We start from the raw sequence: 16241 nt of genomic DNA, 5'->3' as shown, positions 1-16241 counted from the left end.
GCAGTATACCTCAACCGCCCCCTAAAAAATCTCCAGGTTTCCCCGGTACACCCGGCCCACGGGCCTCTTCCCCTCCCACAGGGTGAGGTCCGCGCGCGCCCCGGGGGCGATGCGCCCGTAGTCCGCCCACCCCGCCGCCAGGGAGGCCCCGAGGGTGTGGGCCCAAAGGACCTCCCGGGCCACGGCCTCCGGGTCCTTAAGCCCGGAAAGGTCCATACCCCGCAAGGCCACCCCCCAGTAGAGGGGGTGGGCGTGGGCGTCCTGGAAGGACCTCCACGAAGAGGCCCCGCTTCCCCGCCTCCACCCGGGCGATCCGCTCCCCCTGGAGGAGGAGGCTCCGGCGGCCGTCGGTGAGCCACATGGGAAGAGTCTATTATGGGGGCGTGGAACGCACCTACCTCTACCGGGGCCGCATCCTGAACCTGGCCCTGGAAGGCCGTTACGAGATCGTGGAACACAAGCCCGCCGTGGCGGTGATCGCCCTGCGGGAAGGGAGGATGCTCTTCGTGCGCCAGATGCGCCCCGCCGTGGGCCTCGCCCCCCTGGAGATCCCGGCGGGCCTCATAGAGCCCGGGGAGGACCCCTTGGAGGCGGCGAGGAGGGAGCTCGCCGAGGAGACGGGCCTTAGCGGGGACCTCACCTACCTCTTCAGTTACTTCGTCTCCCCCGGCTTCACCGACGAGAAGACCCACGTCTTCCTCGCGGAAAACCTAAAGGAGGTGGAGGCCCACCCCGACGAGGACGAGGCCATAGAGGTGGTCTGGATGCGCCCGGAGGAGGCCCTAGAGAGGCACCAGAGGGGGGAGGTGGAGTTCTCGGCCACGGGGCTCGTGGGGGTCCTCTACTACCATGCTTTTCTCCGAGGTCGCTGACGTCCCCAAAGGCCCCAAGGTGGTGGCCGTGGGCTCCTTTGACGGGGTGCACCTGGGCCACCAGTACCTCCTGCGCCAGGCCCTCTCCGAGGCCAAAACCCTGAAGGCGCCCCTCCTCGTCTACACCTTTGACCCCCCCACCAAGGTCTTCACCCGGGGGGAAGGGTTCCTCATGGACCTTCAGGAGAAGGTGGAGGCCCTGAGGGAGGTGGGGGTGGAACTCATCCTGGCCGTGCCCTTCAACGAGGAGTTCGCCAGAAGACCCCCCGAGGCCTTCTTGGAGGACCTAAGGGCCCTTCAGGCGAGCCGGATCTACGTGGGGGAGGACTTCCGCTTCGGACAAGGCCGGGCGGGGGGCCCGGAGGCCCTGGAGCGGGTGGCCCCCACCCGGGTCGTCCCCCTCTTGAGCCTTGGGGGGGAGGCGGTGAAGAGTAGCCGCATCCGCGCCCTGTTGCGGGAAGGCCGGGTGGAGGAGGCCCGCCATCTCCTGGGCCGCCTCTACGGGGCCTACGGGGTGGTGGTGGAGGGGGACCGGATGGGAAGGCGGCTCGGCTTCCCCACGGCCAACCTCGCCGTCCACCCCTTGAAGGTCCTTCCCCCCGGGGTCTTCGCCGTGGAGGCGGAAGGGGCCTTCGGGCGCTACAAGGGGGTGGCCAACGTGGGGACGCGGCCCACCCTGGGGGGGGAGGAAAGGCGCTTGGAGGTGCACCTTTTGGGCTTCGCCGGGGAGCTTTACGGGGAGGAGGTGCGGGTGCGCTTCCTCAAGCGTCTCCGGGAGGAAAGGCGCTTCCCCTCCCTCGAGGCCCTAAGGGCCCAGATCGCAGAGGACGTGGCCGAGGCCCGGGCCTACTTCGGGCTTTAACCCCACCCCATGCCGGCCCAAGCCGGCATGGGGGCCCCGGCAAGGGGTTTAGCCCTCGTCAAAGTAGGTGAGCTTGGGATGCTTGTTGGCCCGAAGCTCGTCCAGGCGGCGGACCGGGGTGGAGTAGGGGGCGTTTTCCAGCCACTCCTTGGGCTTCTTTAAAAGCGCCCCCATGGCCTCGGCGAAGGCCTCGAGGGTCTCCTTGGCCTCGGTCTCCGTGGGCTCCACCATGAGGGCCTCCTTGACGATCAAGGGGAAGTAGACCGTGGGGGGGTGGAAGCCGAGCTCCAAAAGCCCCTTGGCGAGGTCCAAAGCGCGGAAGCCCTCGGGGGGCTGGGCCACGAACTCGTGCATGGAGGGCCCGTCGTAGGGCACCCGGTAGCCCTTCTCCTTGAGGAGCTCCTTCAGGTAGCGGGCGTTGAGGACGGCGAGGGCCGCGGCCTTCTTAAGGCCCTCTAGCCCCAGGGTGCGGATGTAGGCCCAGGCCCGGACCAAGGCCAGGAAGTTCCCGTAGAAGCTCCGCACCCGGCCGATGCTCTTGGGCCGGTCAAAGTCCAGGTAGAAGCCCTCCTCTCCCCTCTCCACCAAGGGCACGGGGAGGTAGGGGGCGAGGTGGGCCTTCACCCCCACCGGGCCCGAGCCAGGCCCGCCCCCGCCGTGGGGCACGGTGAAGGTCTTGTGGAGGTTCAGGTGGACCACGTCAAAGCCCATGTCCCCGGGCCTCGCCCAGCCCATGATGGCGTTCAGGTTGGCCCCGTCGTAGTAGAGCTGCACCCCCGCCTCCTTGCAGAGCCGGGAGATCTCCAGGATGCGCCGTTCAAAGAGGCCCAAGGTGTTGGGGTTCGTGAGCATGAGGGCGGCCACGTGGGGGCCGAGCTCGCGCTTCAGGGCCTCGAGGTCCACCTCCCCCTCGGGCCCCGAGGGGATCTCCCGCACCTGGTAGCCCGCCATGCTGGCGGTGGCGGGGTTGGAGCCGTGGGCCGAGTCGGGGACCAGGACCACCCGCCGCGTCCTCCCCTCCCCCCGGTCCTCGTGGTAGGCGCGGATGATCAGGATCCCCGTGAGCTCCCCGTGGGCCCCGGCGGCGGGCTCCAGGGTGATGGCGTCCATGCCCGTGAGGGCCTTGAGGTACTCCCCGAGCTCCCACATGAGCCTTAAGGCCCCCTGGGCCGTCCTTGGGTCCTGGTAGGGGTGGAGGTCGGCAAAAAGCCGCGCCGCCTCCTCGTGGAGCTTGGGGTTGTACTTCATGGTGCAAGACCCCAAGGGGTAGAAGGTGGTGTCCACCCCCACCTGGCGGCGGGAAAGCCCGGTATAGTGGCGCACCAGGGTGAGCTCGTCCACCTCGGGGAGGCGGGGCGGGACCTCCCGCAGGTGTTCCTTGGGGATCAGGTCCTCCGCCTTGGGCACCGCCTTCACCAGCTTGAGGCCGCGCCTTCCCTTCCGGCTCCGTTCAAAGATCAGGGGAAAGCTCATGCCAAAACCTCCTTAAGGGCCTCCCGCAGGGCCAGGAGGTCCTCCTCCTCGTGGAGCTCGGTGGCGGCGAAGAGGGCGAGGTTCTCCCCGTACTCCCTGGGCACCGGGGTGGCCCCGTGGAAGCCCCGCTCCGCAAGGGCCCGCCGCACCGCCTCGGGGTCCTTGGGGAGGGCCAGGGCGAACTCGTTGAAGAAGGGCTTGGGGGTGAAGGGCCTGACCCCCGGAACCTCCAGGAGGAGGGCGTGGAGCTTGTGGGCCATCTCCACGCTCTTCAGGGCCACCTCCCTAAGCCCCTCAGGCCCCAAGGCCGCGAGGTACATGGCCCCCATGAGGGCGGTGAGCTGGGCGTTGGTGGTGATGTTGCTCTTGGCCTTGGCCCGCCTGATGTACTGCTCCCGGGCCTGGAGGGTGAGGATGAAGCCCCGCCTTCCCTCCACGTCCACGGTCTCGGAGACGAGCCTACCCGGAAGCTGGCGCACGAAGGCCTTTTTGGTGGCGAGAAAGCCGAAGTGGGGGCCGCCGAAGCCCATGGGGAGGCCGAGGCTCTGCCCGTCCCCCACGGCGATGTCCGCTCCATAGGCCCCCGGGGGCTTGAGCACCCCCAAGGAGAGGGGGTCGGCCACGGCCACGAAAAGCGCCCCCGCGCCGTGGGCCGCCTCGGCGAAGGGCCCGAGGTCCTCCAGGGCGCCCAGGAAGTTGGGGTTCTGGACCACCACCGCCCCCACCTCCTCCCCCACCTCAGGGAGGGGGGTCCTTCCCCCCTCCAGGGGGAGGGTCAAGAGCTTGGCCCCCACGGCCTCGAGGTAGGCCCGAAGCACCGCGCGGTACTCGGGGTGGACCCCCTGGGAGACCAAAACCCCCATCCTCCCCGTCTCCCTGAGGGCGAGGAGGACCCCCTCGGCCAGGGCCGTGGCCCCGTCGTACATGGAGGCGTTGGCGATCTCCAGCCCCGCGAGCTCGGCGATCATGGTCTGGTACTCAAAGGTGGCCTGCAGAACCCCCTGGCTCACCTCGGGCTGGTAGGGGGTGTAGGCGGTGAGGAACTCGCCCCGTGCGGCCAGGGCCTGGACCACGGGGGGGACGTGGTGGCTCCTCACCCCCCCGCCCAGGAAGGCCTTGTGGGCGGGGAGGTTTTGGGCGGCGAGGCGCCTCAGCTCCTCCAGGACCTTCCACTCGGGCAGGGGCTCGGGAAGGTCTATGGGAGGGCTCAGGATCTCCTTGGGCAGGTGGGCGAAGAGGTCCTCCAGGGAGGCCGCCCCCACCCGCCTGAGCATCTCCCGGATCTCCTCCTCCGTGTGGGGCGTGTAGTCCATGTCTCCATCCTCAAGCAAAACCCCAGGGCCATTTGCCCCGGGGCCACAAAGCGCCCTTCCCGCCCTAAGGCGCGGGCGAGGGAAGGGTCTTCGGGACGCATCCTTTCCCCTAGGCTTCGCTTTCCAGGACCTCCTGGTAGCCCCCGGCGTCCAAGAGCTCGTCCAGGTCGCCCATGTCTCTGGGCTTCAGGCGGAAGATCCAGCCCTCCCCGTAGGGGTCCTGGTTGACGAGCTCAGGGGTCTTCTCCAGGGCGAGGTTGACCTCCACGATCTCCCCGGCCACGGGGGCGTAGATGTCGGAAGCGGTCTTCACGCTCTCCACCACGGCCACCGCCTCGCCCTTCTCCACCACCCGGCCCACCTCGGGTAGCTCCACGTAAACCACGTCGCCGAGGGCGTCCTGGGCGTAGTCGGTGATGCCGACGAGCACCGTGTCGCCTTCGGGCAGGGCCCACTCGTGGGTCTTGGTATAGAAGCGGTCCTTGGGTATGTCCATAGCGCCTCCCAACCCCCGCTATTTTAGCGGCACAAAGGGGAGGGGGCTAAGGGCGGCGGGGACCGCCCGGCCCCGGACCTCCACCTGGAAAGGCCCCTCCGCCCCTTCCTCCACGTAGGCGAGGGCGATGCCCCTCTGCAGCAGGGGCGAATACCCGCCGCTCGTCACCCGGCCCACGGGGCGGCCCCCAGAGAGCACCCGGTAGCCCTCCCGGGGGATGCCCCCTTCCAGAACGAGGCCCACGAGGCGCTCCCGGCAGGCCTGGGCCAGCATGGCCTCCTTGCCCAAAAACGCCTTTTCCTTCTTCACCACCCAGGCCCAGGGGGTGCAGAGGGGGTTGGTCTCCTCGGTGAGCTCGTGGCCGTAGAGGGGGAAGCCCGCCTCGAGCCTCAAGGAGTCCCGGGCCCCGAGGCCCGCGGGCTTGGCCCCGGCCTCCACCAGGGCCAGAAAGACGGGCTCGGCGTCCTCCGGGGCGAGGAAGAGCTCAAACCCGTCCTCCCCCGTGTACCCCGTGCGGGCGAGGCGGGCGGGCCGGCCCGCCACCCGGGCGGGGAAGACGTCGTTCTTGCGCTTCTGGGAAAGGTCCAGATCGGTAAGCCCCTGGAGGAGGGAGGCCGCCTTCGGGCCCTGGAGGGCGAGGAGGGCGGTCCTTTCGGAGGCGTCCTCAAGCTCCACCCTGAACCCCTTGGCCAAGGCCTGGAGGTGGGCGAGGTCCTTGGCGATGTTGGCGGCGTTCACCACCATGAGGTACTCCTCTTCCCCCAGGCGGTAGAGGTAGATGTCGTCCACCACCCCGCCCCGCTCGTTGGGGAGCATGGAGTACTGGGCCCTTCCCACCTTGAGCTTGCCTGCGTCGTTCGCCGTGGCCCACTGGAGGAAGGCCAGGGCCTCCTTGCCCCGGACCAGAAACTCCCCCATGTGGCTCACGTCAAAAACCCCGACCGCCCGGCGCACGGCCAGGTGCTCCTCCACGATGGAGGTGTACTGGAGGGGGAGGAGGTACCCGGCGAAGTCCACCATCCGGGCGCCCAGGCGAAGGTGGGCCTCGTAAAGGGGGGTCTTCTTCATGGCGAGGCCATCCTACCTGAAGAACTCCCGGCGCAGGGCCTCGGCGGAGTTGTCCTCCAGGACCTCCTCCCTCTTGGTGGCCCAGGCGGGGAAAGGGAAGTGGACAAGGAGGGGCACGGGGATCTCGGGCTGGTGGAGGATCACCGCCCCCTGGGGAAGGATGAGGGCCCTTTGGCGGAAGGAGGTGGGAAGGTAGCGGTACTCGGGGCGCTCCGCCTCGGCGGCGTCCAGGCGGCCCACCACCCTTATGGCCGCATTCCCCACCACGCGCCTTTCCACCTCGCTCGCCGTCTGCTGGGCCCCGATGAGGATCACCCCGAGGGAGCGGCCCCTCTCGGCGATGTCCAGGAGCACGTCCTTGATGGGGCTTTCCTCCTCCCTGGGGGCGTACTTGTTGAGCTCGTCCAGGACGATGAAGACCCTCCCCCGGTACTGCCCCCGCTCCTTCCTTTCAAAGAGGTCCTTGAGGAGGCTTCCCACCACGAACATCTGCGCCTGGGGGGAGAGCTTGGCCAGGTCCACCACGTGCACCTGGGCCTTCCCCGAAAGGGGGTCCGGGGGGCTTCCGGGCCGGTCCCCCCGGACGAGGTGGGCCACGTTCTCCACGCTGGAGCGGAGGCGGCGGACGAAGGCCTCCAGGGTCCCCTTGGCCTGCCTTGCGGTCCAGCCCCGGTCCCCCTCCCCTTCCCCGGTCTCGGGGCCCAGGAGCTTGTACTCCAGGTAGCGCACGAGGTCGGAGAAGCTCTTGAGGCGCGCCTTTCCCAGCTGGTCAAAGCTCATCCCCTCGGAAGCCTCCCCCCCGGGCCAGTCCTCCACCTGGAGGTGGGGGCCCTTCTGCCCCTCGGCGAGGCGCTTGAGCTTCTCCGTCACGTGGGCCACCAGGAAGCCCAGGTTGGTCATGGCGGCGCGGTCGGCGAAGAGGAAGGGGAGGAGGCCCCTCTGGCAGAACTGGACCAGGTCCCAGTGGTAGGCCTCCACCCCCTCCAGCCGGGTGTCCACGTCCGGGAGGTAGCCCGCCTTCTTGGGCGGGGCGAGGAAGGCCACGCTCTGGAAGGGGGTCGCGGGGAGGCCAAGCCGCGCGTAGGCCTTCCGCGCCTCCTCGGTGAGGCGGGCGTTGGGCTTGTCCAGGAAGAAGAGGTCCTCCCCCTTGACGTTGAAGAGGAGGACCCTGGCCTGGTGGGCGTCCTCCAGGACCCCGCTTTCCAGAAGGCTCTTGAGGAGGAAGGTGGCGTAGCTCGTCTTGGCCGCCACCCCGCTGATGCCGGAGATGTTCACGTGCCCGCCCTTGACGCCGTTTAAGAACTCCAGGTTGAGGTAGGCCACCTCCCCGTTCTTAAGGAGCCCGGCGGGGAGCTTGGTGCTTCCCCGTTGGTTGCGCATGGCGTCGTAGTAGAGGGCGAGCTCCAGGTCCTCCTCCTGGGCCAGGTACACGGGGGAGCCCGGGTCCGGGGGGAAGAACTCCTCGGGGAGGATGCGGGTCACGCTCACGTGGGCCACGTAGGCCAGGCTCACGGGGATCTTGCCCTCCACCGCGAGGAAGGTGTCGGTGTCAAAGCTTTCCCCCTCGTGGACCTTGGCCACGTGGTCCACCATGCCGAAGAAGCGCACCTGGCCCACCTGGGGGTGGAAGCCCTCCACCACCACCAGGTCGTCCAGGCGCAAAAGCCCGTCCCCCTCCACCCCCACCCAGAACTCCAAGGGGGTGGCCTCCCGCCGGCCCAAGACCACGCCGATACGCTTCACCTCGCACCTCCTAAGTACCTCGCCAGCATGCGGCCCACCACCTCGGGCCTGCCCATCCTGCGGGAAAGCTCCCGCTCCAGCCCCCCCACGGGCAGGAGGTTCTGGGGGGCCCTGGGGTCCTTCACCGGGTGGGAGGCCAAGGCGGGGAAAAGCCCCAAGGAGAGGTCGGCGAGCTCCAGGAAGGGGCCCGCAAGGGGCGTCTCCACCCGCAAAAGCCCCGCCAAGGGGGGGCGGAGCCCCTCCGGGGGCAGGGGCAGGCGCACATACCAGCTCGCGAGCTCCAGCCCCTTCCGGTGGACGCGGAAGGCGGGGGTGCGCTCCCCCGGGGCCAGGGCCTCGAGGAGGGCCTCCCGCTCCTTGGGGAGGTAGCGGACCCAGTGGGTCTTGATGTAGCCGAGGAGGGGGCCTTTCCGGAGGAGGCGCACGGGGCCGTCCACCACGAGAAGCCCCCCCTCAAGCCCCTCGGCCACCTCCTTCTCCAGGGCCTCCCGGGCGGCGCGAAGCCCCGCCTGTAGCCCCTCAAGCCCCTCGCCCAAAGTGGGGGCGGGCTCGTAGACGAGCTCCCCCGCCCAAAGGGCCTCCTCCAGCCCCACCCCCACGCGGCGGACCCTCAGGCCCAGGACCTCCACCCTTCCCCCCTTTAGGGCCACGGCCCCCGCGGCCACGCACCCCAGGAGGGCCAGGCGGGGCCCCTGGGCCACCAGGGCCTCGGCCCGCTCCCTCCCGTCCACGAAGTAGAGGGGCTCGGGCCAGGGGGCCTGCCCTCCCCGCTTGGCCTCCCAGGGCTCCTCCAGGAGCCGGAAGGCCCCGGGCTCCGGGGGGGAGGCGGGGCCTTCTTGGAGCCCCAGGGGCTCGAGGCGCAAGAGGCGCCAGGCCATGCCCCTAGATTACCGGGGCGGGGCGGTAGGGGAGGTACCGGGGCTCCCAGAAGCGGCTTTTGACGAAGTCCAGGAGGGCCTCGAGGGTAAGCCCCTGGACCCTAGCCTCCTCCGCCACCCCTTCCTCCAGGGCCCTCTGCATCACCCGGGCGGCCACGTAGGGGGAGACCTCCCGCAACCGCCCCACCGGGGGGTAGATCCGCTCGGGGAAGTGCTCCCGGGTGTAGTCGTAAAGGGCGTAGGCGGCCTCGAGGACCATCCCGTCCGTCACCTCCCGGGCCCGGGAGAGCACCGCCCCGAGGCCGAGCCCGGGGAAGACGAAGGCGTTGTTCCCCTGGCCGATGGGGACGGTGCGCCCCTTGAAGCCCACCGGGGGGAAGGGGCTTCCCGCGGCCACCAGGGCCCGCCCCTCCGTCCAGTAGACGAGGTCGTCCGGAAGGGCCTCCGTGGCCGAGGTGGGGTTGGAGAGGGGGAAGATCACGGGGCGGGGCGTGTTCGCCAGCATGGCCCGCACCACGGGCTCGGTGAAGCTTCCCGCCTGGCCGGAAAGGCCGAGGAGGACCGTGGCTCGGGCGTTCGTGATGGTCTCCAGGAGGTTGGGGTACTCCCCGGCAAAGCGCCAACCCCATAGGCGCTCGGGCCTCTGGGCGTAGGGCCTCTTGTAGTCCTCCATGCTCCGCCCCTCCACGAGGAGGCCCTTGGAGTCCAGGACGAGGACCCGGGCCTTGGCCTCCTCCTCGGAGAGGCCCTCCCGCTTCATCCCCTCCACCAAGGCCCAGGCCACCCCGATCCCCCCGGCCCCCGCCCCATAGACCACCACCACCTGGTCCGAAAGCCTCTCCCCCTTTAAGCGGCAGGCGGAGAGCACCCCGGCCAGGGCCACGGCCCCCGTGCCCTGGATGTCGTCGTTGAAGGAGGGGATGACCTTGCGGTAGCGCTCCAACACCTGGAAGGCCGTCTCCTTGGCGAAGTCCTCCCACTGGATGAGGGCCTTGGGGTAGCGCCGCCTCACCGCCTCCACGAAGCGGTCCAGGAAGCGGAAGTACTCCTCCCCCCGCAAGCGCCGGTGCCGCACCCCGAGGTAGAGGGGGTCCTTGAGGAGGTCCTCCCGGTCCGTGCCCACGTCCAGCTCCACGGGGAGGGTCTTGTCGGGGCCCACCCCGCCCGCGGCGGTGTAGAGGGTGAGCTTGCCGATGCTGATGGCCATCCCCCCGTAGCCCTGGTCCCCGATCCCCAGGATGGCGGAGGAGTCCGTGGCCACGATGAGGCGCACGTCCTCCAAGGGGACGTTCTGGAGGGCCTCGTCTATCCGGTCAATGTTTTTGGTGCTCGCGGTGAAGCCCCGGGGGTAGCGGTAGATGTGGGAGAACTCCCGCACCGCCTCCCCCACCGTGGGGGTGTAGAGGATGGGGAGCATCTCCTCCAGGTGGTCCACCACAAGGGCGTAGAAGAGGACCTCGTTCCGGTCCTGGAGGTGGCGCAGGTAGATGTGCTTCTCCAAGGGACTTTGGATCAGGCGGTAGCGGCGGTAGACCCTTTCCTTCTGCTCCTCCAGGGTGTGGACGTGGGGGGGGAGGAGGCCCTCGAGGCCCAAGAGGCGGCGCTCCTCCTCGGTGAAGGCCGTGCCCTTGTTGAGGAGGGGAAGCCTAAGGAGCAAAAAACCCGTGACGTAGGGCTCCAGGTAGCGCTCGCCTTTCTCGTCCCGCTTGACGTCGTAGTAGCGGCTTATGGGCATGGGGCCACGCTCCCACGCCTAGACGTTGAAGCCGAACATGCGCATCATGCGCTTGCCCTCCTCCGTCATGCGGGCGGGGGTCCAGGGCGGGGTCCAGACGAACTCCACGTTCACCCCCTGCACCCCGGGAAGGCGCATGACGGCCATCTCGGCGTCGGCCTTGACCACGTCCTGGGCGGGGCAGCCGATGGCGGTGAGGGTCATGGTGACGTCCACGACCCCGTTCTCGTGGACCTCCACGTCGTAGACCAGGCCCAGGTCCACGATGTTCACCGGGATCTCCGGGTCGTAGACCACCTTCAGGGCCTCGAGGACCTGCTCCTTCGTGGGAAGCTCCTTCCGGGCCTCGTCCATGGCTTTGAGTATAGCCCCAAGCCCCGCCCCCCTTCCCCCCACGGCCTCACCTTTGTATACTGGGTCCGGTTGGGGAGTAGCCCCAAGGCCGGTACCCCGTCAGGACGGGCCTAAAGGCCCCGGGGGCCGGGAGGGCGAAAGCCCTCGGGCGAGACCACCGCGCTTGGCGGTGGTGCTTTCTTTTTGGGAGGTGGGAGTGTGGAACTCACGGGCGCCCTTTCGGCCATCTTCACGCTCATCGTCCTGGAGGTGATCCTCTCGGCGGACAACGCCCTCATCCTCGGGGTCCTCGTACAGCGGCTTCCCGTGCACCTCAGGCGGAAGGCCCTCTTCTACGGGATCCTCGGGGCGTACATCCTAAGGGGCCTCGCCCTCCTCTTCGCGAGCCTCGTCATCCAGCTCTGGTGGGCCCAGGCCCTGGGGGCGGCCTACCTCCTCTACATCGCCCTCAAGCACTTCCTGAAGCCCGAGGAGGCCCACGCCCCCCCGCCCTTGGAGGTGAGCGCGGCCCAGTTTTGGAAGGTGGTCGCCCAGGTGGAGCTCATGGACCTGGCCTTCGCCGTGGACTCCGTGCTGGTGGCCGTGGCCATCTCCGACGAGCTCTGGGTCATCTACACCGGGGTCTTCCTGGGGATCCTCGCCCTCAGGATGCTGGCGAGCTTCGTGGTCTCCCTCCTGGACCGCTACCCCCGGTTCAAGCACCTGGCCTACCTGGTGGTGGGCCTCGCCGGGGCGAAGCTCGCCGTGGCCGGGTGGGACAAGTTCGCCAAGGAGGTCCTCCACCGCCCCGAGCTCGCCCTGGGGCTAGATAAGGAGGCCTTCAGCCTCTTCATCCTCGCCGTCCTCCTCCTGGGGAGCCTCTGGGCCACCCGCAAGCCCGCCCCCGCATGAACGCCCTCCTCCTCCTCGCCCCCCTCTCCCTCTTCCTGGAGACGGGCCTTCCCATCGGCCTCTTCGTGCCCGGGGGGGACACCCTCCTCCTCGCCCTGGGCGCCCTGGCCGCCGAGGGCGGCCTTGAGGCCTTTCCCCTCCTCCCCCTCCTCTTCCTGGGAAGCTTCCTCGGCCACCTCCTGGGCTACGCCCTGGGGCGCTACGGGGGCAAGGCCCTCAGGCGCCGCTTCCCCGAGGACCTCTGGAAAAAGGGCGAGCGCCTCGCCCTCCGCTATGGCCCCCTCCTCCTCCTCCTCGCCCCCTTCATCGGGGGGGTGCGCACCCTCACGCCCTTCCTCTTCGGGGCCTGGGGCTTCCCCTTCTCCCGCTTCCTCCCCTTGGTGGCCCTGGGAAGCCTCCTCTGGACCCAGGGGCTTTTCCTTCTGGGCTACTTCCTGGGGCAGCACCTCCCCCTTTGGGCCATCCTCTTAGGGCTTCTCCTCCTCGGGGGGATTGGGCTTCTCCTCTCCCGGCGCCCCTACAGCGCCGGGTAGGGCCCCACGCCGGCTCGGGGTGGCCCTACACGTACTTCTCCCCACGGACGACCCAGACGTTTTCCACGTAGGCGATGACGGCGTAGTGGGGGAAGTACTCCTCCTGAAGCCTTTGCAAAATCCTCAGGGCCACCTCCTCGCTCACGATGGTTTCCAGGCGGATGTTCTGCCCCTCCCAGTCCACGCTCCTTATCCCCCGGGAGCCCTCCCCCCTCGCCGGGGTGATGGTGTAGCCCTTGGCCCCCAGGCGCTTGACCTCCTCCACGAGCCGCTTTTCCAGAAGGCTTTCCGCCACGATGGTCACGAGCTTCAAGGGCACCAGGTCCATGGCCTAACCTCCCCAAAGGACCGCCAAGGCGCGGTAGAGGGGAATCCCCAGGACCAGGTTAAAGGGAAAGGTGACGGCGAGGCTCGCCGTGAGGTACAAACTGGGGTTCGCCTCGGGAAGGGCGATCCTCACGGCGGCGGGGGCGGCGATGTAGGAGGCGCTGGCCGCCATGGCCCCAAGCACCGCCGCCCCCCCTACCCCGAGGCCCACAAGGAGGCCCAGGTACACCCCCAAGGCCCCGTGGAAGAGGGCGAGGCCCACGCCGAAGAGGACGAGGCGAAGGCCCACCTGCCGCAGGACGGAAAGCCTCGAGGCCGCCACCATCCCGAGGTCCAGGAGGAAGAGGGTGAGGGCGCCCTGGAAGGGCTCCACGAAGAAGGCCTCCACCTTCTTCATCCCCTCCTCGCCGGAAAGGAGGCCCACGAGAAGCCCCCCGAGGAGGAGGACCACGCTCTTGCCGGTGAGGACCTCGTGCAACGCCTCCCCCAGGCGCCCTTCCCTTCGCTTGGCGAGGAGGAGGGCCACCACGATCCCCGGAACCTCCAGGAGGGCCACCAGGGTGGGCATGAACCCCGGGGCGGCGTCCCCCACGGCCTGGACGAAGGTGAGGGCGGCGAGGAAGGTGACGGCGGAGACGGAGCCGTAGTGGGCCGCGAGGGCGGCCGCGTCCTCCCGCCCCACCCGGAGGAACCGCCGGGCGAGGAGGTAGGCGGGGAAGGGGCGGAAAAGCCCCAGGGCCAGGGTGAGGAGGGCGGGAAGGAGCACCACAGCCAAGGGCGTGTGGGAAAGCTCCACCCCGCCCTTGAAGCCGATGGCAAAGAGGAGGTAGATGGAAAGGGCGGTGTAGAGGGCCTCGGGGAAGGCGAGGTCGCTCTTTAAAAGCCGGGCCGCGACCCCCAAGAAGTAGGCGAGGACCATGGGGGAGAGGAGGTTGAGGCGCAAAAGCTCCAGCGCGTCCATACCCCCACCGCTTTACCAAAGGGGGAAGGGCTTTTACAATCCGGTACGATGGCGCCGTTGGTAGGCCTGATCATGGGTTCCCGCTCCGACTGGGAGACCATGCGCCACGCGGCGGAGACCCTCGAGGCCCTGGGCATCCCCTACGAGGTGCGCGTGGTCTCCGCCCACCGCACCCCAGACCTCATGGCGGAGTACGCCAAGACCGCCGAGGAACGGGGGATCCAGGTGATCATCGCCGGGGCCGGGGGGGCGGCCCACCTCCCCGGCATGACCGCGGCCCACACCGCCCTCCCCGTCCTCGGGGTGCCGGTGGAAAGCCGGGCCCTAGGGGGCTTAGACTCCCTCCTTTCCATCGTGCAGATGCCCGCGGGCGTCCCCGTGGGCACCCTGGCCATCGGGAAAGCAGGGGCGGTGAACGCCGCTTTGCTTGCCGCAAGCATCCTGGGCCTCAAGCACCCCGAGATCCTAAAGCGCCTCAAGGCCTACCGCAAGGCCCAGACGGAGGCCGTCCTCGCCCACCCCGACCCCAGGGAGGAGGCGTGATCGGGATCCTGGGCGGGGGGCAACTCGGGCGGATGCTGGCCCTTGCCGGCTACCCCTTGGGGCTTTCCTTCCGCTTCCTGGACCCTTCCCCCGAGGCCTGCGCCGGGCAGGTGGGGGAGCTCGTGGTGGGGGAGTTTCTGGACGAAGGGGCCCTTTTGCGCTTCGCCGAGGGGCTTGCCCTCGTCACCTACGAGTTTGAGAACGTCCCCGTGGAGGCGGCGAGGCGCCTGGAAGGGAGGCTTCCCCTCTACCCCCCGGCGAAGGCCCTCGAGGTGGCCCAGGACCGCCTCCGGGAAAAGACCTTCTTCCAGGGCCTCGGCGTGCCCACCCCTCCCTTCCACCCCGTGGACGGCCCCGAGGACCTGGAGGAGGGCCTAAAGCGGGTAGGCCTTCCCGCCCTCCTCAAGACGAGGCGGGGCGGCTACGACGGCAAGGGGCAGGCCCTGGTGCGCACGGAGGAAGAGGCCCTAGAGGCTCTGAAGGCCCTGGGGGGCAGGGGGCTTATTCTGGAGGGCTTCGTCCCCTTTGACCGGGAAGTCTCCCTGCTCGCCGTCCGGGGCCGGACGGGGGAGGTGGCCTTCTATCCCCTGGTGGAAAACCGCCACTGGGGAGGGATCCTCAGGCTCTCCCTGGCCCCGGCCCCCGGGGCCTCGGAGGCCCTGCAGAAGAAGGCGGAGGCCTACGCCTTGAGGGCCATGGAGGCCCTGGACTACGTGGGCGTCCTCGCCCTGGAGTTCTTCCAGGTGGGGGAGGAACTCCTCTTCAACGAGATGGCCCCCCGGGTGCACAACTCCGGCCACTGGACGATAGAAGGAGCGGAGACGAGCCAGTTTGAGAACCACCTCCGGGCCGTCCTGGGCCTTCCCCTGGGGAGCACCGCCCCCAGGGGCCAAAGCGCCATGGTGAACCTCATCGGGGAAAAGCCCCCCTTCGCCGAGGTCCTAAAGGTAGAGGGGGCCCACCTCCACTGGTACGGCAAGGCGGTGCGCCCCGGGCGCAAGGTGGGGCACATCACCCTGAGGCGGGACGGCCTAAAGGCCCTGGAGGAAGGCCTCGCGCGGCTTTCGCGCCTGGTCTCCGAGCTTCCCTGGGAGGGACGCGTATGACCATCTCCGAGCTGGAGGAAACCCTTAAGGAGGAGGCCCGGCTCTTCCTCAGCCGGGCCCGGGGGCTTAGGGGCCCCCACACGGAGGACCTCTTCGCCCGCAGGGTGTACATCGGCCCCGAGGACGTGCACGTGGAGAACTACCCCCGCCGCCCGCTGGCGGTCTTCAACCCCGGGGCGGTGCTGGAGGGGGAGGTGGTCCACCTCTTCCCCCGCCTCGTCTTTGAGTACTACAGCTACGCCTCCGCCATCGGCCACGCCACCTTGCCCCTAAAGGACCTCCTCGCGGGGCGGATCCCCAAGCCCCTCCCCGTGCGCATCCTCCTCTACCCCACGGAGCTCTTTGAGGCGGTGCGGGGGTGCGAGGACGCCCGGGCCCACCGCCGGGAGGAGGGGTACGCCCTCTTCTACACGGGGGTGGGGAAGCTGGGGGACGCCCGCAACACCGACAGCAAGGAGGTCTTCACCGCCATCCTCTCCCTGGCGGAGTTTGACGAGGCCTTCCAGCTCAAGCGGAAGGCCCCCATCCGCATCGGCCTCTCCGGGGAGGAGACGGGGCTTGCCCTCTACCTCCCCACCAAGAACGCCACCTTCCTCGAGGGGGACCACGTCCTCCTCAGGCCCAGCCTCTCGGGCCTTCCCGACCTCTGCTGGCGGGGCAGGCTGGACCCCAAGACCCTCAAGGCCTACGACCTCCGGCCCGTCCTCGCTCCGGAGGCCTTTGAGTACAAGGTGGGCTGGTCCACCAACGCCCTGAGGCTCCCCGACGGCACCTACCTCGTGGCCTACCACGGGATCCTCCGCCACGACCTTTCCTACCGCCACGGCTTCATGCGCCTAAGCCCGGAAGGGCGGCCTTTGGGGCTTTCCCACTACCTCCTCGCCCCCCAGGGCCTAGCGGAGTGCTACGGGGACCGCCCCCTCACCCTCTACGGCAACGGCCTCCTCCTCCACGGGGAGGAGCTCGTCTTCGTGGGGGGCGTGGGGGACTACGCCATCGGGGTCTTCACCGCGCCCCTGGAGGAGGTCCTGAAGCGGGTGGTGCCCCTCTAACGCCAAGCCCCCGCCCGAAGGGTATAATCCCACC

The 16241-nt window shown here is 69.2% G+C and carries 19 protein-coding genes; 7 read left to right on the top strand and 12 right to left on the bottom strand.

The annotated features are described in order from the left end of the window. Nucleotides 1-21 precede the first annotated feature (21 nt). Both TTH_RS02760 and TTH_RS02755 read right to left on the bottom strand, forming a co-directional pair. Nucleotides 22-216: a hypothetical protein gene (locus TTH_RS02760; protein WP_011172616.1), complete on the bottom strand. Its 195-nt coding sequence runs from the start codon at nt 214-216 to the stop codon at nt 22-24. Then, nucleotides 197-361, bottom strand: a complete 165-nt coding sequence (locus tag TTH_RS02755; protein WP_162467437.1) for a hypothetical protein — start codon at nt 359-361, stop codon at nt 197-199. Before TTH_RS02755 ends, TTH_RS02760 begins: the two co-directional genes overlap by 20 nt. Here TTH_RS02755 and ndx4 point away from each other — a divergent pair. Next, on the top strand, nt 360-872 hold the full coding sequence (gene ndx4, locus TTH_RS02750) for an ADP-ribose pyrophosphatase Ndx4 (RefSeq protein WP_011172615.1): 513 nt from the start codon (nt 360-362) through the stop codon (nt 870-872). The genes TTH_RS02755 and ndx4 overlap by 2 nt on opposite strands. Beyond that, nucleotides 850-1734 (top strand): riboflavin biosynthesis protein RibF, encoded by an 885-nt coding sequence (gene ribF / locus TTH_RS02745; RefSeq protein ID WP_011228004.1) that lies wholly within the window; start codon nt 850-852, stop codon nt 1732-1734. Before ndx4 ends, ribF begins: the two co-directional genes overlap by 23 nt. Before the next feature lie 48 nt (nt 1735-1782). On the opposite strand, the gene gcvPB is transcribed toward ribF, so the two are convergent. The 8 genes from gcvPB to TTH_RS02705 all read right to left on the bottom strand — a co-directional run bounded on the left by gcvPB (nt 1783) and on the right by TTH_RS02705 (nt 10794). After that, entirely contained in the window at nt 1783-3207 is a 1425-nt protein-coding gene (gene gcvPB / locus TTH_RS02740) for an aminomethyl-transferring glycine dehydrogenase subunit GcvPB (protein ID WP_011228003.1), read from the bottom strand. Continuing rightward, on the bottom strand, nt 3204-4520 hold the full coding sequence (gene gcvPA / locus TTH_RS02735) for an aminomethyl-transferring glycine dehydrogenase subunit GcvPA (RefSeq protein ID WP_011172605.1): 1317 nt from the start codon (nt 4518-4520) through the stop codon (nt 3204-3206). The genes gcvPB and gcvPA overlap by 4 nt, the downstream gene beginning before the upstream one ends. A gap of 109 nt (nt 4521-4629) precedes the next feature. After that, nucleotides 4630-5016 (bottom strand): glycine cleavage system protein GcvH, encoded by a 387-nt coding sequence (gene gcvH / locus TTH_RS02730; protein WP_011228002.1) that lies wholly within the window; start codon nt 5014-5016, stop codon nt 4630-4632. Nucleotides 5017-5034: 18 nt separating this feature from the next. Then, nucleotides 5035-6084 (bottom strand): glycine cleavage system aminomethyltransferase GcvT, encoded by a 1050-nt coding sequence (gene gcvT / locus TTH_RS02725; protein ID WP_011228001.1) that lies wholly within the window; start codon nt 6082-6084, stop codon nt 5035-5037. Nucleotides 6085-6096: 12 nt separating this feature from the next. After that, nucleotides 6097-7827 (bottom strand): ATP-binding protein, encoded by a 1731-nt coding sequence (locus TTH_RS02720; RefSeq protein WP_011228000.1) that lies wholly within the window; start codon nt 7825-7827, stop codon nt 6097-6099. Further along, complete coding sequence (locus tag TTH_RS02715; RefSeq protein ID WP_011227999.1) at nt 7824-8705, bottom strand: DNA double-strand break repair nuclease NurA; 882 nt, start codon at nt 8703-8705, stop codon at nt 7824-7826. Before TTH_RS02715 ends, TTH_RS02720 begins: the two co-directional genes overlap by 4 nt. A 4-nt stretch (nt 8706-8709) precedes the next feature. After that, nucleotides 8710-10440: an NAD-dependent malic enzyme gene (locus tag TTH_RS02710; protein ID WP_011172599.1), complete on the bottom strand. Its 1731-nt coding sequence runs from the start codon at nt 10438-10440 to the stop codon at nt 8710-8712. Nucleotides 10441-10458: 18 nt separating this feature from the next. Next, nucleotides 10459-10794, bottom strand: a complete 336-nt coding sequence (locus TTH_RS02705; protein ID WP_024118979.1) for a metal-sulfur cluster assembly factor — start codon at nt 10792-10794, stop codon at nt 10459-10461. Between the two features lie 198 nt (nt 10795-10992). Between TTH_RS02705 and TTH_RS02700 the strand changes: the two genes are divergently transcribed. Further along, a complete protein-coding gene (locus TTH_RS02700; protein WP_011227998.1) occupies nt 10993-11685 on the top strand; it encodes a TerC family protein in 693 nt (230 codons plus the stop codon). Next, the gene (locus TTH_RS02695) at nt 11682-12218 is read left to right on the top strand and encodes a DedA family protein (RefSeq protein WP_011227997.1); all 537 of its coding nucleotides are present in this window, start codon (nt 11682-11684) and stop codon (nt 12216-12218) included. The genes TTH_RS02700 and TTH_RS02695 overlap by 4 nt, the downstream gene beginning before the upstream one ends. Before the next feature lie 25 nt (nt 12219-12243). On the opposite strand, the gene TTH_RS02690 is transcribed toward TTH_RS02695, so the two are convergent. Together TTH_RS02690 and TTH_RS02685 are read right to left on the bottom strand one after the other, a co-directional pair. Then, nucleotides 12244-12546 carry a P-II family nitrogen regulator gene (locus tag TTH_RS02690; protein WP_011227996.1) on the bottom strand — a complete coding sequence of 101 codons (303 nt, stop codon included), beginning with the start codon at nt 12544-12546 and terminating at the stop codon, nt 12244-12246. A 3-nt stretch (nt 12547-12549) separates the two neighbouring features. Next, a complete protein-coding gene (locus TTH_RS02685; protein ID WP_011227995.1) occupies nt 12550-13506 on the bottom strand; it encodes a sodium-dependent bicarbonate transport family permease in 957 nt (318 codons plus the stop codon). A gap of 48 nt (nt 13507-13554) precedes the next feature. On the opposite strand from TTH_RS02685, the gene purE reads away from it, so the two are divergent. From purE to TTH_RS02670, 3 genes are read left to right on the top strand one after another with little or no spacing between them, the layout of a single operon-like run. Next, nucleotides 13555-14049 carry a 5-(carboxyamino)imidazole ribonucleotide mutase gene (purE, locus tag TTH_RS02680; protein WP_011172593.1) on the top strand — a complete coding sequence of 165 codons (495 nt, stop codon included), beginning with the start codon at nt 13555-13557 and terminating at the stop codon, nt 14047-14049. Further along, a complete protein-coding gene (locus TTH_RS02675; RefSeq protein WP_011227994.1) occupies nt 14046-15155 on the top strand; it encodes a 5-(carboxyamino)imidazole ribonucleotide synthase in 1110 nt (369 codons plus the stop codon). Before purE ends, TTH_RS02675 begins: the two co-directional genes overlap by 4 nt. Further along, nucleotides 15152-16207: a glycoside hydrolase family 130 protein gene (locus TTH_RS02670; protein WP_011227993.1), complete on the top strand. Its 1056-nt coding sequence runs from the start codon at nt 15152-15154 to the stop codon at nt 16205-16207. The genes TTH_RS02675 and TTH_RS02670 overlap by 4 nt, the downstream gene beginning before the upstream one ends. Nucleotides 16208-16241: the final 34 nt, after the last annotated feature.

Origin of the sequence: Thermus thermophilus HB8 (assembly GCF_000091545.1) — a bacterium.
GTDB classification, from domain to species: Bacteria; Deinococcota; Deinococci; order Deinococcales; family Thermaceae; genus Thermus; species Thermus thermophilus.
This window is presented reverse-complemented; position numbering and strand designations above follow the sequence as displayed.

Bases quoted from the DNA above. Each gene is read 5' to 3' on its own strand.
- ndx4 (WP_011172615.1), top strand. From the start codon at position 360: ATGGGAAGAGTCTATTATGGGGGCGTGGAACGCACCTACCTCTACCGG.
- gcvH (WP_011228002.1), bottom strand. From the start codon at position 5,016: ATGGACATACCCAAGGACCGCTTCTATACCAAGACCCACGAGTGGGCC.
- TTH_RS02760 (WP_011172616.1), bottom strand. From the start codon at position 216: ATGGACCTTTCCGGGCTTAAGGACCCGGAGGCCGTGGCCCGGGAGGTC.
- TTH_RS02695 (WP_011227997.1), top strand. From the start codon at position 11,682: ATGAACGCCCTCCTCCTCCTCGCCCCCCTCTCCCTCTTCCTGGAGACG.
- purE (WP_011172593.1), top strand. From the start codon at position 13,555: ATGGCGCCGTTGGTAGGCCTGATCATGGGTTCCCGCTCCGACTGGGAG.
- TTH_RS02690 (WP_011227996.1), bottom strand. From the start codon at position 12,546: ATGGACCTGGTGCCCTTGAAGCTCGTGACCATCGTGGCGGAAAGCCTT.
- gcvPB (WP_011228003.1), bottom strand. From the start codon at position 3,207: ATGAGCTTTCCCCTGATCTTTGAACGGAGCCGGAAGGGAAGGCGCGGC.
- TTH_RS02670 (WP_011227993.1), top strand. From the start codon at position 15,152: ATGACCATCTCCGAGCTGGAGGAAACCCTTAAGGAGGAGGCCCGGCTC.
- gcvT (WP_011228001.1), bottom strand. From the start codon at position 6,084: ATGAAGAAGACCCCCCTTTACGAGGCCCACCTTCGCCTGGGCGCCCGG.
- TTH_RS02755 (WP_162467437.1), bottom strand. From the start codon at position 361: ATGTGGCTCACCGACGGCCGCCGGAGCCTCCTCCTCCAGGGGGAGCGG.
- TTH_RS02710 (WP_011172599.1), bottom strand. From the start codon at position 10,440: ATGCCCATAAGCCGCTACTACGACGTCAAGCGGGACGAGAAAGGCGAG.
- gcvPA (WP_011172605.1), bottom strand. From the start codon at position 4,520: ATGGACTACACGCCCCACACGGAGGAGGAGATCCGGGAGATGCTCAGG.
- TTH_RS02705 (WP_024118979.1), bottom strand. From the start codon at position 10,794: ATGGACGAGGCCCGGAAGGAGCTTCCCACGAAGGAGCAGGTCCTCGAG.
- TTH_RS02685 (WP_011227995.1), bottom strand. From the start codon at position 13,506: ATGGACGCGCTGGAGCTTTTGCGCCTCAACCTCCTCTCCCCCATGGTC.
- TTH_RS02715 (WP_011227999.1), bottom strand. From the start codon at position 8,705: ATGGCCTGGCGCCTCTTGCGCCTCGAGCCCCTGGGGCTCCAAGAAGGC.
- ribF (WP_011228004.1), top strand. From the start codon at position 850: ATGCTTTTCTCCGAGGTCGCTGACGTCCCCAAAGGCCCCAAGGTGGTG.